Raw genomic sequence first — 20,894 nt, forward strand, 5'->3', positions numbered from 1 at the left:
TGGATATCATAGCCGGCGCTCTAGCGGCTTTGAATGGACAATTCTGACTCGACGATGGACATTCTCGACCGCATGCCCGACCGCCATCCGCCGCACCGCTCGCCCCCCTCGCCCGCGGTTCTCGACCGCCTGCTGGCCTCGCACGTCGCCGGTTCACGCTACATTTTCCCCGACCTCGCGCCGAAACGGGGCGCAGCGTGGACCATCGCCTTGGCCGGCCGGGAGCGTTGCAGCCCGGACTACCTCGTCGACCGCGAGAGCTATCCGTTTCACGTCGTCGAACTCATCGTGCGCGGCAGCGGCGTCGTCCGTCTGGGTGGCGGACGCAAGCATCGCGTCGGCCCCGGCGCCGTCTTCAGCTGCGCGAGCGACCAGGCTTGCTGGCTGAAAACCGATCCGGGCGACCCGCTCGACAAATTCTTCTTCGCCCTCGCCGGCACGCAGGTTCGCGCACGGCTCGCCGCGGCGCACCTCACGCCCGGCACGGTGCGGCACATCGCGCTGCCAGCCGAGGCGATCGTGGTGGCCGAGGATCTGATCCGGGAAGGCCAGCGCCATCATTCGCACACCACCGCGATCTGCGTGAAGCTGCTCGAGCTATTCCTGCTCCGCTGCGAGGCCGCGCCGGCGGACCGGCCGCGCCCCGACGACGACCGCGCCCGCGCGAACTTCATCCGCTGCAAAAACCTGATCGAGGAGCGCGCCGCGTCCTTGCAGACGCTCGAGGAGCTGGCCGCCCTTGTTCACCTCGACCCCTCGAGCATTTGTCGCCTGTTCCGGCGCTTTCAGGGAACGAGTCCTTACCAGGAACTCACGCGCCGCAAGATGACGATCGCGGCTGGAATCCTGCTCGAGGAAGGCGGCTTGGTGAAGGAGGCCGCCGCGCGTGTCGGCTTCGACGATCCGTATCATTTCTCGCGATGCTTCAAGAGCGTGCACGGCCTGTCCCCGAACGCGCTTTCGGCGCTTTTCGCCGCGCGCCCACGCTGAGCTCGCGACACGGGGCGGGAAGCCCGGCATCTCCACCCCAGCGAGGCGACTTGATCAAAAAAAGAACCCCGCGGTGTGCGCGGGGGTTCGACATCCCAATGAGGCGTAGCAGCCTCAGTTCGGCGTGACGCTGATCTGGCCGAGTTGCGGCGAGTAGGCGACGGCGGTGGCGGTGAACTCCGCCTTGAGATAGATCGTGCCGGTCGGCAAATCCGCCGTGGGCGTGAAGGTCGTGGAATACCACGCGTTGGGCTGCGCCACCGGAGTGGTGTTGGTGGTGGCCACGAGCGTCCACGTCGTGCCGTTGGGCGAGCTGTAGAACTTCACCTTCGTGAGATCGTCGGTGGAGAACTTGTAGATCGTCGCGTTGAAGCGCTTGCAGCCGGTCACGTTGTAGGCGAACGAGCCGGTGGCGGTGGTCGTGCGCTTGAAGCGCGCGGCATCGCCGGCGAAGTTCGCCGGCGACGTGGTATCCACGGCGGTGTTGCTCGTGCGGGAAACGACTTTGGTGAAGTCGGCGCAGAGGTCGGTATAGCCGAGATTGGTGGCGTAGCCGTTGTGCGCACCGCGGTTCGGGGCGGACGCGGGATAGACGGTGTTGCCCCAGAAATCGAGGCCTCCGTTGTTCGCGATTGCTGTGCCGGCGTTGATCGCGGGCGACGTCGATTGCAGCTGGTAGCCGAGCGTGGCGGTGTAGCCGTCGCCACTCGTGCCGGGCGAAACGAGCTGCGGATTGCTTGTGAGCTTGTGTGCGTCGGCGGGCTCGGAGGTCGGATGGTTCCCGTAGAAGAGATTGTAGTCGAACGTGCCGTATTTGACGCCGTTGACCGTCGGCAGCTCCCACTCGCCTGAGCCGAGATTGTAGACGATGTTATTGGTGAATTCGTAGTTGTTCGTGCTCGCGTCGCCGTCGGTGTAGATCGGGCGAACCGCACCGATGCCGGAGCCGATGTAGATCGTGTTGTTGTAGATCTTCAGGCCCGTCGGGGTGCCCCACGACAGCGTGAAAATGCCCTTCTGCGGGCCGTCGTTGACGCTGAGATTGTAGCGGACGGTGACGTTCGAGTTGTAGCCGCCCATGAGCAGGAGGAAGCCGCCCTCGTTGTTGTGGCTGTAGTTGTATTGGACGAGCGTGTTGTCGCTGAGCAGGTCGACGTCGAAGCCTTGGCCGTCGATCTCGTTCGTGCGGCAGCCGCTGGACTCGTTGAACTGCATGACCGTGTCGGCGGAGCGCGTCGGCCAGATGCCGGCGGAGGCGTTCATATTGAATCCGGAGATGGATTTCAGACCCGCGCCTTTGCTGACGTTGTATTCGATCACGGAGCCGACGTAGCCGAAGACGAGAATGCCATCGCCGTCCGAGTTCGAGACGACGTTACCCTGCACAAGGAGACCGGTGCTCATCTTAGTGCGGTCAATGGTGGTCATCCAGAAATTGTAGTATTTCTCGTGCCACGCGACGATGCCGACTCGGCCGCAACGATCCACGGTGTTGTCGAGAATGGTGACGCCATTGAACTTGCCGGAGGAGCCGATCGAATGGACCGAGATACCGCCGTTGATGTGAGGGTCCATCTGCGAATTGTTGAACGAGCCGTTCACATGGTGAACGGAGTTGTATTGGATCTTGATGCCGTTCTGGACCGACGTCGCCTCGACGAGGATGCCGTAGCGCGCGACGCCGCCGGTGGTCGCGGTGCCGGAGTTGTCGGTGCCCGAATCGTTCGTGACCTCGAGATTCTGGATCACCCAATAGCTTTGGTCCTTGAGATAAACCGCCGCGCCGGACGCGAGGCTGCCGCCGTTGATCACCGGTGCGTTGCCGGTGCCATAGGCGCCGAGCGTGATCCACGCCGCGGACGTGCCCGAGCCTTTCGGGTAGAGCTGACCGTTCCACGTCGCGCCACGTTTCAGGAGAATCTGATCGCCGGCGCTGAAGGTCGTGGCGCTGACCTTGGTCAGCGTTTGCCAAGGCGTCGTCGAGGAAGTGCCGTTATTCGAGTCGTTGCCGGCGGCAGCATCGACGTAGTAGATCGTGGCGAGCGCTTGGATCGCCGGCATGCAGAACGCAGCCGCGAGCGCCAAGCTGCGGAGCAGCTGACGGGGTATCAGTTTCATGGGGTTAGCGGGGTTGAAGATATCCTCGGCACACGACTTGATCGTGCTGCCAAGCGACGCCGTGACTCTAACGTGCACGGCACGATTCGGGAATGTCCGCCTCGGAACTTCATTTGCCGATTTCGGCGGACGAACCGCTCCGCTTGGCGCACCGCTCAATCGTTCAGCGGAACGAACAGATCGACCAAGCGCGCGGGAAACTCGATCTGCGCGGCCACATCCAAAACGAAGCCGGTGAAGACGCCGCGCCAACGCCGCGGCTGCGTCCAGCTCACCTTCGCGGGCTTTTCGCGCAGATTGGCGATCACGAGATAACGCAGCTCTCCCTGCTCGCCTAGCGCGTCGATGCGCACGCCGGCATCGGACCAAGCGGGCTCAAGGGTCGGACGCACGCCGGCGCACTCGGTCGCACGGCGCAGGATCGCGCGGAAGCCCGCACTGTCGGTCGCGCTTCCTTCCCCGAGATTGGTGCCGGCGTAGAAGACTGTGCCGGCCCCCACCTGCTTGGTAACGAGGCACGGCTGCGTGCCAAACACGCCGATCGTCTCGAGTTCTCCGCCGTCGAGCACTGCGAAGCGTTCCGCTCCCCACACGACGCCGGCCTCGCCGCGCAGCGAAATCGGAAAGCTCTTGCCGCCCTTCGGGCCGCGCATCACGAGCGCCTTGCGGACATCGTCGGACAACGCCGTCAATTCGTAGTCTCCCTCGCTCGTATCGAGGTGATAGGCCGAGGTCGTCTCGCTCTCCCGCAATCCCCAGCTCTCGGCGAGGCCGCCGCCCGGCAGTGTCGTTTCGTGCCGGCCGGTCGCGGCATTGTAGCCGGCGAGATGCGCTTCCACCAGCACGACACCCCCAGCGCCCACCCAGCGATCGAGCGAGGCGATTTCGCCCGCCGTGAGATAGTAGCAGCTGGGCAAAATGAGCAGCTTCACGCCGTCCAACGCGCCGTGCTCCAGCGCCGCCTGATCGATGAAACGCACCGGGATGTTGGCCGTATAAAGCGTGTTCACGTAACTCTCGACGCTGGTGCGCAGCGCTTCGAGCTTCTGATGCTGCGCGAAATGGAAGAACTCGTTTTTGCGACTCTTCCAGATGCCCACCGCCGGCGCGTCTGCTCGGCTCCGCATCAACCCGCCGAGATGCGGCGTGATTTTCGCGACGAACGCGCGCATCGCCTCCGTGACCGGTCGCGGCGTGCCATCGGGATTCACCAAGCCCCACGCCGGCGCCTCGCGGCCAAGCGATTCGGGGCGGTATTGCCAGAACATGAAGCCGCGAAACCCCGCGCCGATCTGCGGGAGCCAGTCGGCGAGCAGCTCGGGCAGGCGGTTCACCGGTTGATGCATGTTCATCATCCCGCAGTTGAGATGGCTCTCGACGTTATACATCGGTCGCCCCCCCGCGGCGGAGAGACATTGCACGAGCTGCATCGGCTCGGCGCTCGCCGTCGAGGCGTAGTAGGACGACTGGCGCAGGATCGCCGAGTCGTCGGGGCCGGTGATCGAATTGAAAACCCGCATCGTGTTCGGCACGACGTGCAAGTAGGCGGGACGTGCCCGGGTGTCGCTGGCGCGCACGCACGCCAGACGCCACTCCGCCTCCGCGGTGAGGGAATCCTGTTGAAACTCCCGCCAGTCCACGAAGTCCGCGATGCCGTCGCCGTTCCGCGGCAGCTCGACTTCGGACCATGCGCCGTAGCAGCGCCCCCAAACCGCATTGAGCCGTTCGACCGTCGTGTATTTTCGCTCGAGCCAGCGGTTGAACTGCTCCGCGCAATGCGGGCAGTAGCACACGAGATTGCTGCCGTCTTGATAGACCTCCGGCTGGCGCACGGGATAGCAGAGCTCCGGCTCGTTCCACACGTCCCACATCGCGAGTGCCGGATGCGCGTCGAAATGCGCGACCGCCGCCGCCAGGAAGCGGTAACGCTCGCGCCGCGCGCCGGGATGGTTGTAGCACGGGCCGGGCGCGCCGCCGATCTGGCGATGCGCCGCCACGCGCGGCTCGATCACGCGACCTTGCGCCGTGATCTGCTTCGCGTCGGGAAACTTCGTGTAGAGCCAATGCGGCGCGACGTCGAAGATCACGTTGAGATGCACCGCCAGTCGCTCGCGCGCCGCGAGATCCATCAACCGATCCAGATCGGCAAAATAGAAGCTCTCCTCCTGCCGATGCGACCAGCGCCACTGCACCCAGAATTTCACGCTGTTCAGCCCGAGCTCGCGCATCGCGCGCAAATCGTCGGCCCAGCAATTTTCGTCCGGTGTCGGTGCGCGGTAATACTGTGCTCCCAGAATGAAAGGATGCTCGCTCATGTGACGGCTGCAAAATTGGCGGTAGTTGAGCCGGACGTCGGTCCGGCACGGAAAGTAATGACAGGCGTTCCGTCCGCGCACGGACGCTCGACCTCGAGGAAGCCGCCGGCGGACTTCGGCCAGCAGCGCACCCGCACGCGGCGCTCTTCACCGGGGAACAGCGGCTCGAAACCCCAATCCGCCTCCACCCACCAGCCGCCGGTCGTCTCCTCCGCACGCACAAACAGCGCCGCTTCGGTGCCGCGATTGCTGATCGCATAGTCGCAGGCATAGGCGCCGCTCGCTTCCGCGCGGATTTCGCCCTCGCGACGATAAACCAATCCCCGCGCCGTCGCACGTAGCGCGGAAGCGTAAGGCTCACGCGTGCTGGTTGAGAAGAGGTAGACGTTCTCCAGCGTGGGGGCGGCCGCCTTATTCCACCGCAGCCGCACGAAGAACAACTCGGTGCACTCGGACGCGATCCTCAACGCGAAACGATCCACCATGGCGGAAGCGTTTTCCGGCGCCGGCACACGCCAGTTTCGCTGTGCCAGCACCACACCGCCGAACGTCAGCAACTCCACGCACAATTCCACGTCGCACGCTCCGCCGGAGTTGTGCAGATGCACCGCAGCGACGAATTCCTCGCCGACACCGTAGCTCAACCGCCGATAGTCGAGCGAAGCATGCAATGGCGCGAAGGCCTTGCGCGCCCAGTAATACGCCATCTTCTTCCCTCCGTAGTAGTCGACGAGGCTGGTGCAGGAAATATTCGGCCACGGCTCATTGAGCTGCCAGATGATGCTGCCGCTGTTCCGCGGCTGACGGCGGCGGTTCGCCTCGAGAATGAAACGCAGACCCTCCGCCTGAATCCACTGGCTGCAATCCGCGAAGGTGCCGAGATCCTCGACCGAACCGAAGAAATCCCGGTCGCGCTGCGCAGTGTCCCACCACTCGGCGCGATGCCGCCAGACCAGGCTGCGTTTTACGTCGGTCGGCTGCTGGTGCACTGGTGTGAGAAATTTCCGCAGACTGCGCGCGTCAGCGCACCCATCGACGCCGAACTCCGAGTGGAAGAGGCTGTCGGACTCGCCGTAGATCGCGTAGTGGTCGACCGGGCCGGAATACTTCCAATGGCCGTGCACGTCGTGCATCACGCCCTTGCGCGTCGTCATGTGCTCGACCGGACCGGAAGCGGAGGTCGGCAAAAACAGCCGCGTCGGATCGTGCTGTTGCACGAGATCGCGCAGCATTGCGAGGTTCGGGTCCGCGAGCGTTGACGGAACGTTGTTGGCGTCCATCAGCTCGTTGCCGCCGCTCCACACTGCGAGGCAGGTGTGATTGCGCCGCTCGCGCAGCGCGGCCTCGGCCGACTGGCGCAGCAAGGCGAGAAACTCCGGGCGCTGCGACGGGATGTTATCCACGCCTGAGCTGGATTGGATGAACTCCTGCCAGACAAGGATGCCGTGGCGGTCGCACAAATCGTAGAAGCGCTCCTGCTCGATCACTCCCCCGCCCCACACGCGCACGAGATTGACGTTCGCCGCCACCATGCTGCGCACGATCCACTCGTAGTGTCCGGTCGTGACGTTGCCGTAGAGGTGATCGAGCGGCGTGAGGTTGACGCCCTGCACATACAGCCGGCGTCCATTCACGACGAAGGTGTAGGGCAACGCGTCCGCCGGGCCGCAGGGGTTCTGTTCGTAGCGCAAGGAGCGGAACCCGATCCGGCGCACCCGCTCGTCCACGAGCTCGCCCGCGACGTAGAGCGCGAGCCGCAACGCATAGAGCGGCTGCGCTCCGCAACCATTCGGCTGCCACAGCTGCGGGCGGGCAACCTGCAAGGTCCGGCGCAGCACCGCGCCGTCGCTCTCGACGGAGTGTCGCTCGGCGACGAGCTCGCGTCCGTCAGGATCGCGCAGCGTGATTTCCCATTCCGCACGCGCGTCCGGCGTCGCGACGCGCGCGAATTCCATTCCGACACTCAGCTCGCCGCGACCATCCACGACATCCGTTGCGAGATCCAGCGCCGTGATCGTAGCACGGCGATGCACGCGCAACTGCACGTCGTCCCACAGGCCGATGTTCACCAGTCGCGTCGAGAAATCCCATTTGTAGCCGAAGCGGCTCTTCTGCGTCGAAGTGAGCGACGTGCGACCGATCTGGCCCATTTCCGGCGGCACGCCGCGCAGCAGCACGCGCAACTCGACTCGCTCACGCGTCGCGAAGATTGCGGTGAGATCGAACACCGCCGGGTGAAACATCCCGCGATGCTCGCCGAGCAGCACGTCATCGGCATAGATGGTCGCCTCGTAATCGAGTCCGCGGAAATACAGCTCCACGCCGTCGCCGCAATCGGCCGGGCGCTCGAGCGTGGTGCGGTAGAGCCACCAACGATTCTCCACCCACTCGCACGCGAGGCTCTGCGCATCGACATACGGGTGCGGAATCAGCCCGGCGCGAAACAGGTCGTAGTGCACGCCGCCCGGCACCGTCGCCGGGAGCCAATCGGTGACGCCCATCAGCTCCGACGCCGTCTCCATGCTCCGGCCTTGGAGCGGCACCCAGGGCCAGAAGCCCTTCAATTGCCAGGCGTGGTGGTTGAGCGAGACGATGTTCATCGCGAAGGAAGCCCGGCACGCACGCGCCACGCGCCGCACGCCCGGCGGGCCGATTGCAGAGCCGCGGCACTCGGTCCGCGCGCGGCTACGTTGCAGGTTGATGCCCCGATTTGTCCGCCGAGGGTGGCCGGCCGACGATCTGCTTGTAGACGCGCGAGAAGTGATAGGGATTCGAGAAGCCGAGCCGGTAGCCGACTTCCTTCACCGACATCTCCGTCTGTGTGAGCAGTTGCTGGGCGTATTGGACGCGCAGCTGCAACAACGCACGCGCCGGTGACGTCTGGAAGAAGCGCGCGCAGCGCTGACTCAGCACGCGCTGGCTCACCCCCAACCTGCGCGCGAGTTCCGGCACCGAGGGCGAGTTGTGCATGTGCTGCGTGAAACACTCGTGCAACCGCTCCATGAAACGCGTCTCCGCCGGCACCGGGGCGAGCCACGGCGCGAGCACGGTCGTCGGAAATGCGCGCACCAGCCGCCAAAACAGCTCCGACATCACCGCGTCCTGAATATGCGCCGACGCACGGTCCGGACTGCGCGCCTCGTCGGAGATTTTGTCCAGCAACGGCACATAAGTCTCGGCCGGGGCCGACGTGCACTGTTGCTCCGGCGTCACCTCGGGGCGAAAGAAGCGCAAGGCCTCCGCTCCGACCGCCGTCCGCGGAAACGAGAACCGCAAGCCCGCGTAGTCCAGTGGCGGCTCGCAGAAATCCTCGTGCCAGTCGCCCGGTTGGACGACGATCACGGAGTTGTCGCCGAGCTTCAGCTCGTGATCGTTGAGCAGGCAGCGATAACGCCCGCGCAGCACCAGAATGATCTCGAACTCCGAGTGCTGATGCCGGCGGAACACATAGGGCTCCGCCATGCGGTTTAGAATGAACTGCGTGAAGACCGGCTGGCACATCGCTCCCGGCTCCTCGTCGCGCGCACGGTCCGCGCGATTCAAATGCACGATCGCCGGATTCGGATTCGCAAACACCGCCTGGCGCGATCGCTTGGACCGCGCGCGAGCGAGACGATGAGCTGTGGGTTTCGCCACGAGGACAGTTTTCCGGTCGTCGCAGCGGCGGGCAAGGCGGATTGCGGTGGCAGGTGTGCACGGCGTGTCAGTCATCGGCGTCGGGGTGTTGCGCCGGTTGAGAAGGCGGGTGGTTCAGGAAGCGCGCGCCCGCACGCCCGCAGGGGCGAGAGGCGTGGCATTTTTGAAAGATTGGGGCGCCGCGTCAGTCCACACGCCCTCGATCATCGTGACTGCCGCTCCCGACGCGGAGCCGCGTTCGCCGACTTGGATCTGGCGCGCGAGCGCCTCGAGCGCAAGCTGACCGACCGCGCGCGGCTTTTGGATCACACCGCTCCACCGCCCGCCCGATGGAACGTCGAGCGCGCAGATCAAGCGCCCCACGTCGGCGGCGCGCCCAATGCCCGCCACCTCCTCCGCTGCTTTCGCGTCCGGCACGAGCAGCGCATCCACATCCGATCGACGCAGCTGCGCCGCAATCTCGTCGGCGCAGACGCCCGGAGGCAGCGAGACCAGATCCACCCCGACGCCGCGTTGTGCGAGACTGTGTGCGGCGAGCGAAAGCGCACCGGCGCTCTCTTCGCTGGCGCCACGGCCCACCCACGCCACCCGGCGATAGCCGGCCCCGGCCAGGCGCCGAAGCGCGAGCTCCGCGATTTGAAAATAGTGCGGGGTGACCCGCGCGAGGCTCGGCGAACGCACGAGATTCGTCACCGCGACGGCGGAGAACTGATCCCAATCGAGCAAGTCCCGGCAATCCACCGCCTCCGCCAACGGACCAAGGATCACGCCGCGGACGCCACGCGATGCCAGGATCTGCGTCACCCGGGCGCGCCCCATCTGCGTCGGATCGACCTCCACCGTATCCAGCGCAAAGCCGAGCGCTTCGGCGCGCTCGCGCATTCCCCGCCGCAGCTCGCCGCCGAACTCGCCCAACACCGTCGAGTTTCCCTTGAGCGTCAGCACCGCCAGCGTTGCCTTGATTTGCGGACGGTGCCGGTCCCGCAGCAAAAACATCAGTCGACCCAGTTCCGGATTGGGGGTGTAGCCGATGCGTTTTGCGATCGCGCAGATGCGCTGTCGCGTCGCGCCGGAGATTTTCGGGTCGCCGCGGATCGCATACGAAGCGGTGGCGAGCGAGACGTTCGCGGCTCGCGCCACGGCGGCCAAGGTGGGGCGCTCGGAAGACGAATCCTCCAACGGGAGCGAAGGCGTCGACAGCATCGATTCAACCATGACGGGGAACGAGACGAGTGTGGGGTGAGAGAGGTGCGGATATCCGTTTCCACCGCAGGTGTGGAACCGATCCAGCGGACCGCGAGGGGGCGCAGTCCTAAGCCGACGAGACGCTGAGCTGGCATATCTCTTTCGTCACCGCTCGACCCATATCCAACTTTGCGAGCGCATATCCATTTTCGTCGCGCCCGGATTCCTCCGACCGCGATTCAGCGCACGCTCAACGAATCGGCTGCGTCCAGAGCCGTTTCCACGCGACAACCGGCGGGCACCGCCAGAGTGTAATGCCACACGCGCCCTGCACGCCGCCCCTCGACTTCCGTCCAGCCCCACGGCGTCGGCACCGCACCGCTAATTCGGCGCAAGCCGCCTGGTGCGGGGCGGAAACGGATCACCCGAGAACCAGGCGCTCCCGGCGTGATACCTAAAATCGCCGTGCTGAGAAAATACGTCGGCGCGGACGACCAACCATGACAATGGCTGCGCGTCAGCCGTCCCGTGGTCAGCGACCAGAGCTCCCAGAAGGTCGTCGCGCCTTCCCGCAGCATGAAACCCCACGCACGGCTCATCAGTTCGAGCATCCCCGCGCCGTCGGCGCCACGCGCAAGCAACTCGAGTTGGAAAAACACGAAGAAGGGACTGCCGGCGCGGACGAAACCTTCCGGTGCGCGCGCGACGATCCGCCGACAGTGCCGTGCGCGCCCTCCCTGCGCGACACCGGCCAGCAGCGCCGCAACCTGCGTTTGCTGGCTGCGCACGGTGCCGAGCCGGCCGTCGGCGTGTCGGCAATCCGCGTAGGCGCGCGTGCCCTCGTCCCACAAGTGCCGATTGACCGCGTCGCGCAGTTGCGCGGCGGTCTCGCGCCAGCGCGCCGACTCGGCGCCGCTTCCGAGCCAATCCGCGAGTTCGGCGACGTCGTCGAGCGCCTGCGCCGCGAGACAGCTCAGGTGCGTCACCGCGCCGTCGGCCGGCGTCTCCATCGCCGCCCAGTCGAACATATTCCATGCACGCAGACGGAAGAGACCATCGGACCCGAGATTGGCTTCGATGCCGGCGACACATTTGCGGACCCAACCGAACAATTCTGCCGCGCCGACGCGGTCGCCGGTCCACCAGAGATATTCGCGACAGGAGCGCAGCCACAGAAAAGTCCACGCGGGCAGCAGATTTTCCCACGAGCTCGGCACATGGCTCGGCACGAGTGGCAGGCGCTCGAGTCCGCGGCCCGCTTGCAACAGACAATGACGCCACAGGTGCGGGTCGCCGTTCACGACCCAATCCACCAGCGCCTCGTTGCGGGCATCGCCGACCCAATGCGTCTGCTCGTAGGTCGGACAATCCGTGTAGGTATCCTCAGCACAGCAGCGCAGTGTGTGCGCCCCGGTCGCCCAGATCTTGTTCAGCAACTCATCCGAGCATTTGAAGCGACCGCGCGCCGGCTGCGGATGCGTGCTGACCTCGACGTCGAGGCGACGCACGTGCACGGCTCGGCCACGCATCCCGCGCACGACGAGCCACAGGTAGCGAAAGCCGCGCCGCTGAAGACTCCGGAACTCCTGCGCGCCGCCCCGGCTGGTGTAACGCAGCGTGTTGTTCATTCCCGTAGCGAGATTGTGCCGGCCGTCGGGCTGGATGAACTCGAAGCCGTGCGCATCGATCCGCACGCCACGCGGCGCCACGACAGCGAATCCCACGCGCCCCACGACCATGCGACCGAAGTCGAACAGCACGCGCACATCGCTCCTGTCGGCCGCGGCGCCGATCTCCAGTCCTGACTCGGGAAACGCGTGACCCGCGCTCGCGCCGCGCCGCGCTCGCAGCTCGTCACCGCACCACTCGGCGAAGACGTCGTGCGCGAGACATTCCTCGGCAGTGAGCGGGTGCACCCAGCGCGCGTCTGCCCACTCATCCCATTGCGCGCCGTCCGCCTGCTCGCAGCGCTTTGCCTGCGCGAGTGTCGCGCCGATCGGGAATCGCTCCGCCTGCACCACGCGCGGGTAATCCACCTGCGCGCGCATCGCCGCCGTGCGCGTTTCGCCGAGCGGGAACGGACCGGCGAACGCCCACGGCGCCCCACCCTTGCCGTTGCGATAATCCCAGCGCAGCCGTCTCGCCGCGCGCACCGTCAACACGAAGACCGGCAAGTGCACGCCACCAGCCGGTAAATCCGCGGCCAGTGCGTCGTGGTAACCGGGGTAAGGAAACACAATCCGATTCCAACCGCGTTGCAGTTCCACTGGTTCGGCAACCACATCCTCGCGTGGCGGCAACGCGAGCGCGGGATACCGCTTCGCGCCGACGAGAAACGGTCCCGCGTGGTGATGCGGCCGGATGAGCTCCACGGTCTGATCGGCCGGCGAGTGCACGCTCGTGACGACGAATCCGCGCACGAAACAGAAATTGGACGACGTGTCGCGCGGCGCGAAGAGCGGCTTCAGGTCGAGGTTCCAGACATGCGCAGCCGGGCGGACTTCCTCCTCGCGCAGCACCGTCTGCGCCGGGACGGTTTCGCCCGTGAGGTGCGCGATGTCGCGCGGTTCCAGTTTGCGCACCGCCGTCGACGCCGGCACCGCGCGACGCCAGTGCGCCGCCGAGAACCCCGTCGAGCGCCAGCCGTCCTCGGCACGGGCGTCGTGGTGTTCCTCGAAGCCCAGCTGCACAGAGATGCGTGGCGTGTGCCCCGACTCCGTGACAGCGCGAGCCGTCTTCCAGTGCGGTCCCGTGACGTCGAGCAGCGCATCGTCGCTTCCAAGGACGCGCGCGGTGAATCCCGGCGGCGCGGCGAGATATTGAAAATTGCCCGAGCGCCAATGATTCACGAGCACCGCGATCGTGTTCCGCCCACGGCGCAGATGCGGCGTGAGCTCGTGCCGGTCGTAGCTCCAGTGCTCCGGCCAGCCGCGCGCGGGACCGGCGCCGACGAAGACGCCGTTCACCCAGAGCCAATAGCGGGCGTCGGCGGTGAGCTCAATGCGCACGCCCGCCGGCGACTCCAGGTCGAGCTCACGTCGGAAACGCACGAAGGCGTTCGCAGCCCACACCGGCTCCGGCGTCCAAATCCACGGCGCATTCCACTGCGCGCCGGCGGTCACGGCGGCATCGGACGGCATGAGTTATTCGCCCGCGTTGCGCTGGCCGAGCACGCGCCCGTCGTCGGCGTGGTTGACGGGTTTCGCGCGAATCTGGGCGAAGAAATCCCGCAGGTCGCGGAAGCCTCCCCAGGAAAACCAAACGGTCGTGACCGTCGCGACCACCAGCGGGACGCCGAGCCCGAAGATTCTCCAGAAAATCGACCACCGATCAACGGACCACGGCGATAACCAGCACCACAGTGTGCCGACCAGCGCGATCACCGACATCCCCATGGTGAAGGCGAAAATTCCGCCGACCACCCACCGATCGCTCCGCGTGTGATCGACATCGAGGCCGAGCAAGCGCTCCCAGAAAGGCAGCTTCGTCTCGACGGTATCGCGCTTCGTCTCGTGGCGGTGGAGCATCGCTTCGAGGTCGAAATCGCCGCGGCTCGTGGCGAGCGAAACCAAAACATAGAGTGCAGTCGCTACGATCGCGACCCAGAAGTAGATCTCGATCCCGTTCAGCGGGAAAGCGTCGCCGTAGAACTGACGCAGTAAGATGCCCGCGGTCGACAGGACCATGCCCGCAAGCACGGCCGCCCAGGCACCGGCAGCGGTGCCTTTGCGCCAATACAGCCCGCCGATGATCGCAGCACCGGCGCCGCCGACGTAGATGCCAGTCGTGAGCTGAAACCACATCACGACATACTCGGTCTGCTTGAACAGGCTCCCGAAGATAAAGGCAAAAGCCGCCACGCCGACAACGGCCCAGCGCAGCACGCGCACATGCTGTTGTGGTGAGTAAGGCTCCTTGCGCAGCGGAACGAGCACATCCTGCACGAAGATGCTGCTCCACGAATGCAGATGCGTGGAGTCGCCGCCGAAAATGCCCATGACCATCGCGGCGCAGAACAATCCCAGCACCCCGATCGGCAGAAACTCTGCAATCGCGACCGGGACTTCCATTTGCTGGCGCACCTGCGGGTTGTCGATCTGCTGCAAGCTCGACGCCATCGCCCCGGCGCGGCCGGCGAAATCCGGGTGCGTCATCCAGGTGAGCGCGCAGACGGCGAGGACCGAGATGACGGCGTATTTCGCGATCTCCGGCATGCGCGCGAGCAGGATGCCCATCTTCGCCTCGTGCGGTGTGCGCGCGGCGGCGTTGTAGGAGCTGGAATTTTGCAGCGCCATCGTGCCGTAGACGCCGAAGAACGTGCTCATGAGAATAAACCAGACGTTGAAATCCTTGAGCCCGCCGGAATCCATCGGATTGAGCAGCGACTGTCCCGGCGCCGCTGCGGTCAGCGTCTCGACGATCTGCCGCCACTCGAATTTCTGCGCGAGGACGATCATCAGGACCACGAACGTCGCTTGCGCGAAGATGCCTTCAAGGCAGTTCGTCACCATTACGGTGATCACGCCGCCAGAGAGCGTGATCAACACGCTCAGGCTCAGCAGCAGCCCCATCATCGCAACGTTGGTCGGCAAGACAAACGCCCCGAGCTGAAAATGCACTGGCAGGCCGAGCAGGTGCACCATGAGCCGCGCACCCACCGCCGGAATGATGCCGAAATTCAGGATGCCCGCCACGAAGGCGAGCATGCCGGTGAACACGCGGAAACTGCGGCCGTAGCGCAGCTCGAAGAACTGCGCGAGCGTCATGGCCCGCGTCTCGCGGAAGCGATAGTAGACAAAGCCGAGCATCGCGATGATGAGCCCGACCGGCCAGTTCGCCCAGCTCCACCACAGTGTGGTGAAGCCCGAGTGCCGGTGCACCTCGAACAGCGCGACGAACACCACCGCGCCCGCCTGCAACTCACCGCGCGCGACGCCGAGGAGATAGCGCCCGGCCAGTCGCTCGCCCGCCATGTAGGCGGCCACGCTGCGCATGCAGCGCTGGGTGTAGATGGCCACCGCGATAATCGCGGCCAGCGGCAGCAGCATCACTAACCAGTCGAGGACGTGCACAGGGGAGAGAGGGACGAGGCGGAGATGAGAAACCGGGCGACCCGCACAGGCCGCCCGGTCATGGTTTCACCCGCAATCAGAAGCGACGCCGAGCCGAAAACACGAAGCCACGCGGCGTGCCACGCAGCCAGCCCGCTTCGTTGCCGGTCGCATAGTAGTCGCGATCGAAGACGTTGCGGATGTTGAGGGACACATCCCAGAGCTTGCCCGCGGAGTAGTAGAACATCGCATCCACCACGGTCGCGTCGGGCAGCGAGGCGAACCGGCGCGTGACGAGCGACGCGGGAGTCCAGACCTTGCGGCCCGCGGCGTAGTTCATGCCGAGACCGAAGCCGAGGCCCTTCAACTCGCCTTCAGTGATCGTGTAGCGAGCGAGCGCGTTGGCGCGATGGCGGGCGAGGCCTTGCAGCGGCAGGCCGATCTGGCTGGCATCGGTGGAGGACGAGGTCTTGCCGCTGGTATAGGCGTAGCTGCCCATCATCTGGATATTCTTCGAGAGAACCGCGATCGAAGAGGCCTCGAAGCCCTGCGACTCCTGCTCACCGATCTGTCGCAGGAAGCCGGCGCGGGCCGGGTCGGACTCGACAATGTTGCCACGCTTCAGCTTGAAGACGGAGAGGTTCGTCGCGAGGCGCCCGCCCAGCGCGGCGGCCTTGAGGCCGACTTCATACTGTTCACCGGTCTCGGGTTTGAGGATCGAGCCGTCGGGATTCGAGTTGGTGACGATAATGTAGGCCTCGCTGTAGCCGGCATAGAGCGCCACGTCCTTGTTGAAATTGTAGACGAGGCCGCCGCGCGGCATGTAGTTGGGCTTCGCGTAGAACTTGTTGCGGCCGAGATCGAGGTCGGTGACCGGTTGCTGCGGCGGCAACGGCCACTTGATTTGGGTCGCAGAGATTTGCTGGAAGTCGTCGTAGCGCAGCGCGAGATTCACGCCGACCTTGCCGTTGAAGAGCTTCAACGAATCACTCACGTAACCGGCCCAATACCACGTCTCGGTGCGGCGGTGGCCGTAGCGGAGGTTGTTGAACACCTTGTCGCCGTATTGTCCGGAGAGCGCGCCGTAGGAGAGGTTCGAGAGATCGATGCTGGAAAGCAGGCCGTTATAGAGCGTGAGATCGTCGACGTCCTGCGTGACTTCCACGCCGGTCGTAAAGGTGTGTTCGACGGAGCCGGTGTCGAATTTGCCAACGAGGTCGAGCTGGTTGAAGTAGTTGCCGACGAGGCGGTCGGTGTATTGCGGGCTGCGGACGAGCCAGTTGGCGGGCACATTCGCCGGGACGCCGCCGATGAGCGGGGTGCCGTCCGGGGCGACGATCACGGCGGCAGCCGTGCCGGCGGTGGCGAAGCCGAAGGTCATGCCGCCTTTATCTTCCTTGTGGCGCGTGAGCTGGAGCGCGTTGCGCAACACCCACTGGCGACCAAGTTGCTGCGTGACCTCGAGATTGAAGGCGCGCCGAGTTGATTTTTCCTCGGAGAGATCCTCGCCGGGATTGAATTTCTGCGGGAGCTTGAGGAGCGAATCGGTGTAGGGATTCCAGAAGTCAGCGTTGTATTCGGCGTGCGTGATCTGGCGTCCGTATTCGAGGGTCGCACGCACCGTGGTGTTGCGCGTCGGGCGCCATTCGATCGTGGGTCGGATGTATTTGCGCTTCAGGGTGACGAAGTCCTGGAAGTCGTGCGAATCGATCCAGTTGGTGATGACGCGATACGCGGCGCGGTCGCCAAGCTTGCGGCCGAAATCGAGTGAGGCCTGATAGTAATCGTTGTCGCGCACCTGCACGAAGAGTTCGGTGATCGGCTTGCTGAAGTCCGGCTTCTTCGAAATGCGGTTGATGATGCCGCCGAGGCCGAAGGTGTTGCCGTAGAGAATGCCGGCCGGGCCTTTGAGAATCTCGACACGCTCGACATGCATCTGCTCGGAGGGCACGCCTTGCGGTTCGCGAAAACCGTCGAGCAGGGGCACGAGGATGTTGAAGCCACGCACTTGGATATCTTCCGTCTTGTTATCCGAGGTCGTGACGCCCGGCGCGTAACGGAGGAGCTCCTGCACGGTGTTCGCACCGAGGTCGCGAATGAGCTCCTGATTGACGATCGAGATGGTGGCCGGGATTTCCTGCAACGATTGGTTGAGTTTCGTGCCGGAGCTGGCGTTGGTCGACATATAGCCGCGGTCCTTGTCGGTCGTGACGACGAACTGCGGCAAAGTGAGCACTTCGCCGTCCTTTTCCTTGGCGGACTCGGCGGGGATGGCGGATTGCGCGCGGGCCAATCCGGGGTGGAGCAAAGCGGCGAGCGTCGCGGCGCAGGCGAGAGCCTGTCCTCGACGGCGGAGCACACGGAGTGCGGGGGCGAACGGGGTCTGCATTGGGCTGGTTGGGATCGGGGTTGGTGCCGCCCCGGCGCGGATGCGTTCAGGGCTGGACACCTGCTCTGCGCCGATGACCAACCCGCAGCAAGAGCTGCCACGGTGAATCCTTCACTCGCCAGCAGGCAATCCTACGCTCGCGAATCTCGAGGAAAATTTCACCGCAAAATGCCGAATTGGAAATGAACTTCCGGTTGTCGAATCGCCGCCAATCGCTACGGCTCCGCCTCGGTTCAGCCTCCATCCCTTCCCATGATGCTCGTTGCCGTTCTCTCACTCAGCGGCCTGTTCCAGGACCACATGGTCCTCCAGCGTGACCGCGCCAACCCAATCTGGGGCACCGACCGTCCCCGACAGACCATTACGCTCACGGTCGAAGGCCCCCCGCTGCCCGTCACGGCTTCGACGGTGACCGACGAACACGGGCGCTGGACCCTCCACTGCCCCATCCTCCCGGTCGGCGGCCCGTATCGACTCCGCGTCACCGGTTCGAGCGAGCGCGTGCTGGAAGATGTGCTCGTCGGCGACGTGTGGCTCGCCTCCGGACAGTCCAACATGCAATTTCCCGTCGGCGGCGTGATCGACGCGGCCAAGGAAGTGCGCGACGCACAATTTTCCGCCATTCGCATCGCCAAGGTTCCCCAACGCACCGGCATGACCCCCGCCTCCGACGTGCAGGTCGAATGGAAGCTCGCCACGTCAAAGGAGGCAGCGGGGTTCACTGCCGTCGGCTACTTCTTCGCCCGCGAGATTCATCGCTCGCAGCGTGTTCCGGTCGGCGTGATCGATGCGTCGTGGGGCGGCACCCGCGTCGAAGCGTGGGCGAGCGCCGAGGGCTTGCGCGCGGTCTGGCCCGGCGTGGATGTCGAGCTGGCCCACCTCGCGGCGACTGCGTCCGAGGTGCCGAAGATCCAAGCGGACTATCATCGCGCGATGCAGCAATGGATCGGAACCGCGTTTCCGCGCGACACGGAAAACCTCGGATTCACCCGCGGATGGGCCGCTCTCGATTGCGATGACCGCGCGTGGGCGAACATCGAGCTTCCTGCCACCATCCAAAGCGCCGGTCACGCCGACAACGGCATCTTCTGGTTCCGTCGCGAACTCGATCTGCCCGTCGAATCCGCCGGCCGCGATCTCGTGCTCGAACTCGGCGCCATCGACGACCGCGACCACACCTATTTCAACGGCGAGCTCGTGGGACGCACGGACATCGACACGCCGGACTGCCACGAAGTGCTGCGTCGCTACACCGTGCCCGCCCGCCTCGTCCGCGCGGGACGAAACGTCGTCGCGGTGCGCGTCTTCGATCACTATGGACTCGGCGGTTTCATGGGGCCGGCCCGCGCGCTCGTCGCGAGCAGCGGCGATTTCAGCCAGCCACTCGCCGGCCCGTGGCGCTGGCAAGTCGAGCGCACGATCCCCAAAGTCCCCGACAGCGTTTTCGCCACCTGCCCGCCCCCGCCGCCGGAAATCAATTTTCAGAATCAACCCGCTGCGCTCTTCAACGGCATGATCGCGCCACTCGTCCCATTCGGGTTGCGCGGCTTCATCTGGTATCAAGGCGAGTCCAACGTCGGCCAGCATGATAGTTATCAAGCGCGCTTCACCGCGCTCATCCGCGACTGGCGCGGGCGGTGGAAGCAAGGACAGCTGCCATTCTATTTCGTGCAGATCGCCAACTTCGAGCAAAACGGACTCTGGCCACAGCTGCGCGAGGCGCAGACGCGAACGCTCGCGGAACCCGAAACCGGTATGGCGGTAACCATCGACATCGGCGACCCACACGACATCCATCCGCGCAACAAACAGGACGTCGGACGTCGCCTCGCCTTGCTGACACGCGCGGGCACCTACGGAGAAAGCGAAATCGTCGCGGTAGGGCCAACACTCGCGCGCGTTCAGATCGACGGTGCCGAGGCGCGCATCCACTGGAACTCAGCGCGTGGACTGCGCACGCGCGACCGCGTGACCGAAGTGTCCGGCTTCGAACTCGCGGGTGCCGACGGCAAATTTCACCGGGCCACCGCCCACATCAACGGCGAGACGGTGATCGTGAACACCGCCGCCGTGCCGGCACCACGGCACGTGCGCTACGCGTGGGCCGACAGCCCGACAACCAACCTAGTCAACGGTGCCGGCCTCCCGGCCGCGCCGTTTCGCACCGACGCTTACTAAGGCTGCCCGCGAGTGCGGCGGGCTCGCGCCGCACTCACAGGAAGCGCTTCAGAAAACTCAAGATTTCCGCGGGATAATTGCCGCCTGTAATCGCATACTCGTTCTTGTGCCGAAGCAAGCAGTAGCCGCCGACCGACTCGATCTTCTCCTTCATCGGCGGACCGAACGACGGATGGTGAATGCCTTTCTCCGGCGACGAGTCTGGGGCTAGTGGCGTCAGAGGATCGTCGTAATAGAGAAACACCGGCGGATCGCCCGCGGTGACGTGATCGTAGGGCGACACCTCGCGATAAAGCGCAAACGCTTTCTCTGTATAGAGCTCTTCGCGCGGCAGCTGGAAGATGATTGGCCCAAGGTCGATCTCCGCCAGACGTCCGCCAACGTATTTCTTGATGAAACGCAGATCATAAGAAGTCTGCGCACCCCACACGAAGGTGCACGACACGCGCGTGGACTCGCGCGCGACGGGATCGACGCTCTGCGGCTGCGCAAGGTCGTCATGGAAATTCAGCCATAGCGCGATGCCCGCGCCGGCGGAGCCGCCGCACAAGGCAACGCGCTTCGGGTCGAGGTGGAGCTTCGCGGCATTCGCGCGCAGGAACTGCAACGCCCGGCCCGCATCGAGCATCGGCCCCGGCAAGGGCACACCAGGCCCGCAATACCGGTAGTTGATCGCAGCGACCGAGTAGCCCTGCCCGAGCAGACCGAGCAGCATATCCGGAGTGATGATTGACTTGTCACTCGAAACAAAGCCGCCGCCGTGGATGAAGATCACGAGCGGCGTCGGCGCCTTCTCGGCCGCGGGTGCGATCCACAAGTCTAGCACTTGCCGCTCGTGTTCGCCGTAGTGGATGTTCGCGAGATACGGCTGCGGTTTTTCCGGGGCGGTCGTGGCCGCGCCAGCGACAACCGCAATCCAAGGCAGAATGAACAGAAGACGTTTCATAGGGATAGAGCCCGGCCCAAGCACTAGCGCCGCGCACCGGGTGCGCGCAAACAACCACGCCGGCAGGGTGCGAGCCACGGACAATT

11 protein-coding genes are annotated in these 20,894 nt (G+C 65.1%); 2 read left to right on the plus strand and 9 right to left on the minus strand.

The features are described 5' to 3' along the window. The first annotated feature begins 33 nt into the window (after positions 1-33). Positions 34-990: a helix-turn-helix transcriptional regulator gene (locus KF715_02580; protein ID MBX3735550.1), complete on the plus strand. Its 957-nt coding sequence runs from the start codon at positions 34-36 to the stop codon at positions 988-990. Positions 991-1,104: 114 nt separating this feature from the next. Here KF715_02580 and KF715_02585 read toward each other — a convergent pair whose 3' ends face one another. The 8 genes from KF715_02585 to KF715_02620 all read right to left on the minus strand — a co-directional run bounded on the left by KF715_02585 (position 1,105) and on the right by KF715_02620 (position 17,684). Beyond that, positions 1,105-3,108 carry a right-handed parallel beta-helix repeat-containing protein gene (locus KF715_02585; protein MBX3735551.1) on the minus strand — a complete coding sequence of 668 codons (2,004 nt, stop codon included), beginning with the start codon at positions 3,106-3,108 and terminating at the stop codon, positions 1,105-1,107. Positions 3,109-3,263: 155 nt separating this feature from the next. After that, positions 3,264-5,423, minus strand: a complete 2,160-nt coding sequence (locus KF715_02590) for a beta-galactosidase (protein ID MBX3735552.1) — start codon at positions 5,421-5,423, stop codon at positions 3,264-3,266. Next, positions 5,420-8,023: a hypothetical protein gene (locus tag KF715_02595; GenBank protein MBX3735553.1), complete on the minus strand. Its 2,604-nt coding sequence runs from the start codon at positions 8,021-8,023 to the stop codon at positions 5,420-5,422. Before KF715_02595 ends, KF715_02590 begins: the two co-directional genes overlap by 4 nt. Positions 8,024-8,108: 85 nt before the next feature. Beyond that, entirely contained in the window at positions 8,109-8,972 is an 864-nt protein-coding gene (locus KF715_02600) for a helix-turn-helix transcriptional regulator (protein MBX3735554.1), read from the minus strand. A 201-nt stretch (positions 8,973-9,173) separates the two neighbouring features. Continuing rightward, the gene (locus KF715_02605) at positions 9,174-10,274 is read right to left on the minus strand and encodes a LacI family DNA-binding transcriptional regulator (protein ID MBX3735555.1); all 1,101 of its coding nucleotides are present in this window, start codon (positions 10,272-10,274) and stop codon (positions 9,174-9,176) included. 209 nt (positions 10,275-10,483) lie between these two features. Continuing rightward, positions 10,484-13,384, minus strand: a complete 2,901-nt coding sequence (locus KF715_02610) for a family 78 glycoside hydrolase catalytic domain (GenBank protein MBX3735556.1) — start codon at positions 13,382-13,384, stop codon at positions 10,484-10,486. 3 nt (positions 13,385-13,387) lie between these two features. Beyond that, positions 13,388-15,316 (minus strand): sodium:proline symporter, encoded by a 1,929-nt coding sequence (locus KF715_02615; protein MBX3735557.1) that lies wholly within the window; start codon positions 15,314-15,316, stop codon positions 13,388-13,390. Positions 15,317-15,392: 76 nt separating this feature from the next. Next, a complete protein-coding gene (locus KF715_02620; GenBank protein ID MBX3735558.1) occupies positions 15,393-17,684 on the minus strand; it encodes a TonB-dependent siderophore receptor in 2,292 nt (763 codons plus the stop codon). A 252-nt stretch (positions 17,685-17,936) separates the two neighbouring features. Between KF715_02620 and KF715_02625 the strand changes: the two genes are divergently transcribed. After that, positions 17,937-19,862 (plus strand): hypothetical protein, encoded by a 1,926-nt coding sequence (locus KF715_02625; GenBank protein ID MBX3735559.1) that lies wholly within the window; start codon positions 17,937-17,939, stop codon positions 19,860-19,862. A 34-nt stretch (positions 19,863-19,896) separates the two neighbouring features. Here the strand turns inward: KF715_02625 and KF715_02630 are convergent, their stop codons facing one another. Next, complete coding sequence (locus tag KF715_02630; protein MBX3735560.1) at positions 19,897-20,886, minus strand: alpha/beta hydrolase; 990 nt, start codon at positions 20,884-20,886, stop codon at positions 19,897-19,899. Between the last annotated feature and the right edge of the window lie 8 nt (positions 20,887-20,894).

The organism is Candidatus Didemnitutus sp. (assembly GCA_019634575.1).
Lineage (GTDB): Bacteria > Verrucomicrobiota > Verrucomicrobiia > Opitutales > Opitutaceae > Didemnitutus.

Excerpts from the sequence above, each read along its gene's own strand:
- KF715_02580 (MBX3735550.1), top strand. The coding sequence starts at position 34 with ATGGACAATTCTGACTCGACGATGGACATTCTCGACCGCATGCCCGAC.
- KF715_02585 (MBX3735551.1), bottom strand. The coding sequence starts at position 3,108 with ATGAAACTGATACCCCGTCAGCTGCTCCGCAGCTTGGCGCTCGCGGCT.
- KF715_02590 (MBX3735552.1), bottom strand. The coding sequence starts at position 5,423 with ATGAGCGAGCATCCTTTCATTCTGGGAGCACAGTATTACCGCGCACCG.
- KF715_02595 (MBX3735553.1), bottom strand. The coding sequence starts at position 8,023 with ATGAACATCGTCTCGCTCAACCACCACGCCTGGCAATTGAAGGGCTTC.
- KF715_02605 (MBX3735555.1), bottom strand. The coding sequence starts at position 10,274 with ATGGTTGAATCGATGCTGTCGACGCCTTCGCTCCCGTTGGAGGATTCG.
- KF715_02610 (MBX3735556.1), bottom strand. The coding sequence starts at position 13,384 with ATGCCGTCCGATGCCGCCGTGACCGCCGGCGCGCAGTGGAATGCGCCG.
- KF715_02620 (MBX3735558.1), bottom strand. The coding sequence starts at position 17,684 with ATGCAGACCCCGTTCGCCCCCGCACTCCGTGTGCTCCGCCGTCGAGGA.
- KF715_02625 (MBX3735559.1), top strand. The coding sequence starts at position 17,937 with ATGATGCTCGTTGCCGTTCTCTCACTCAGCGGCCTGTTCCAGGACCAC.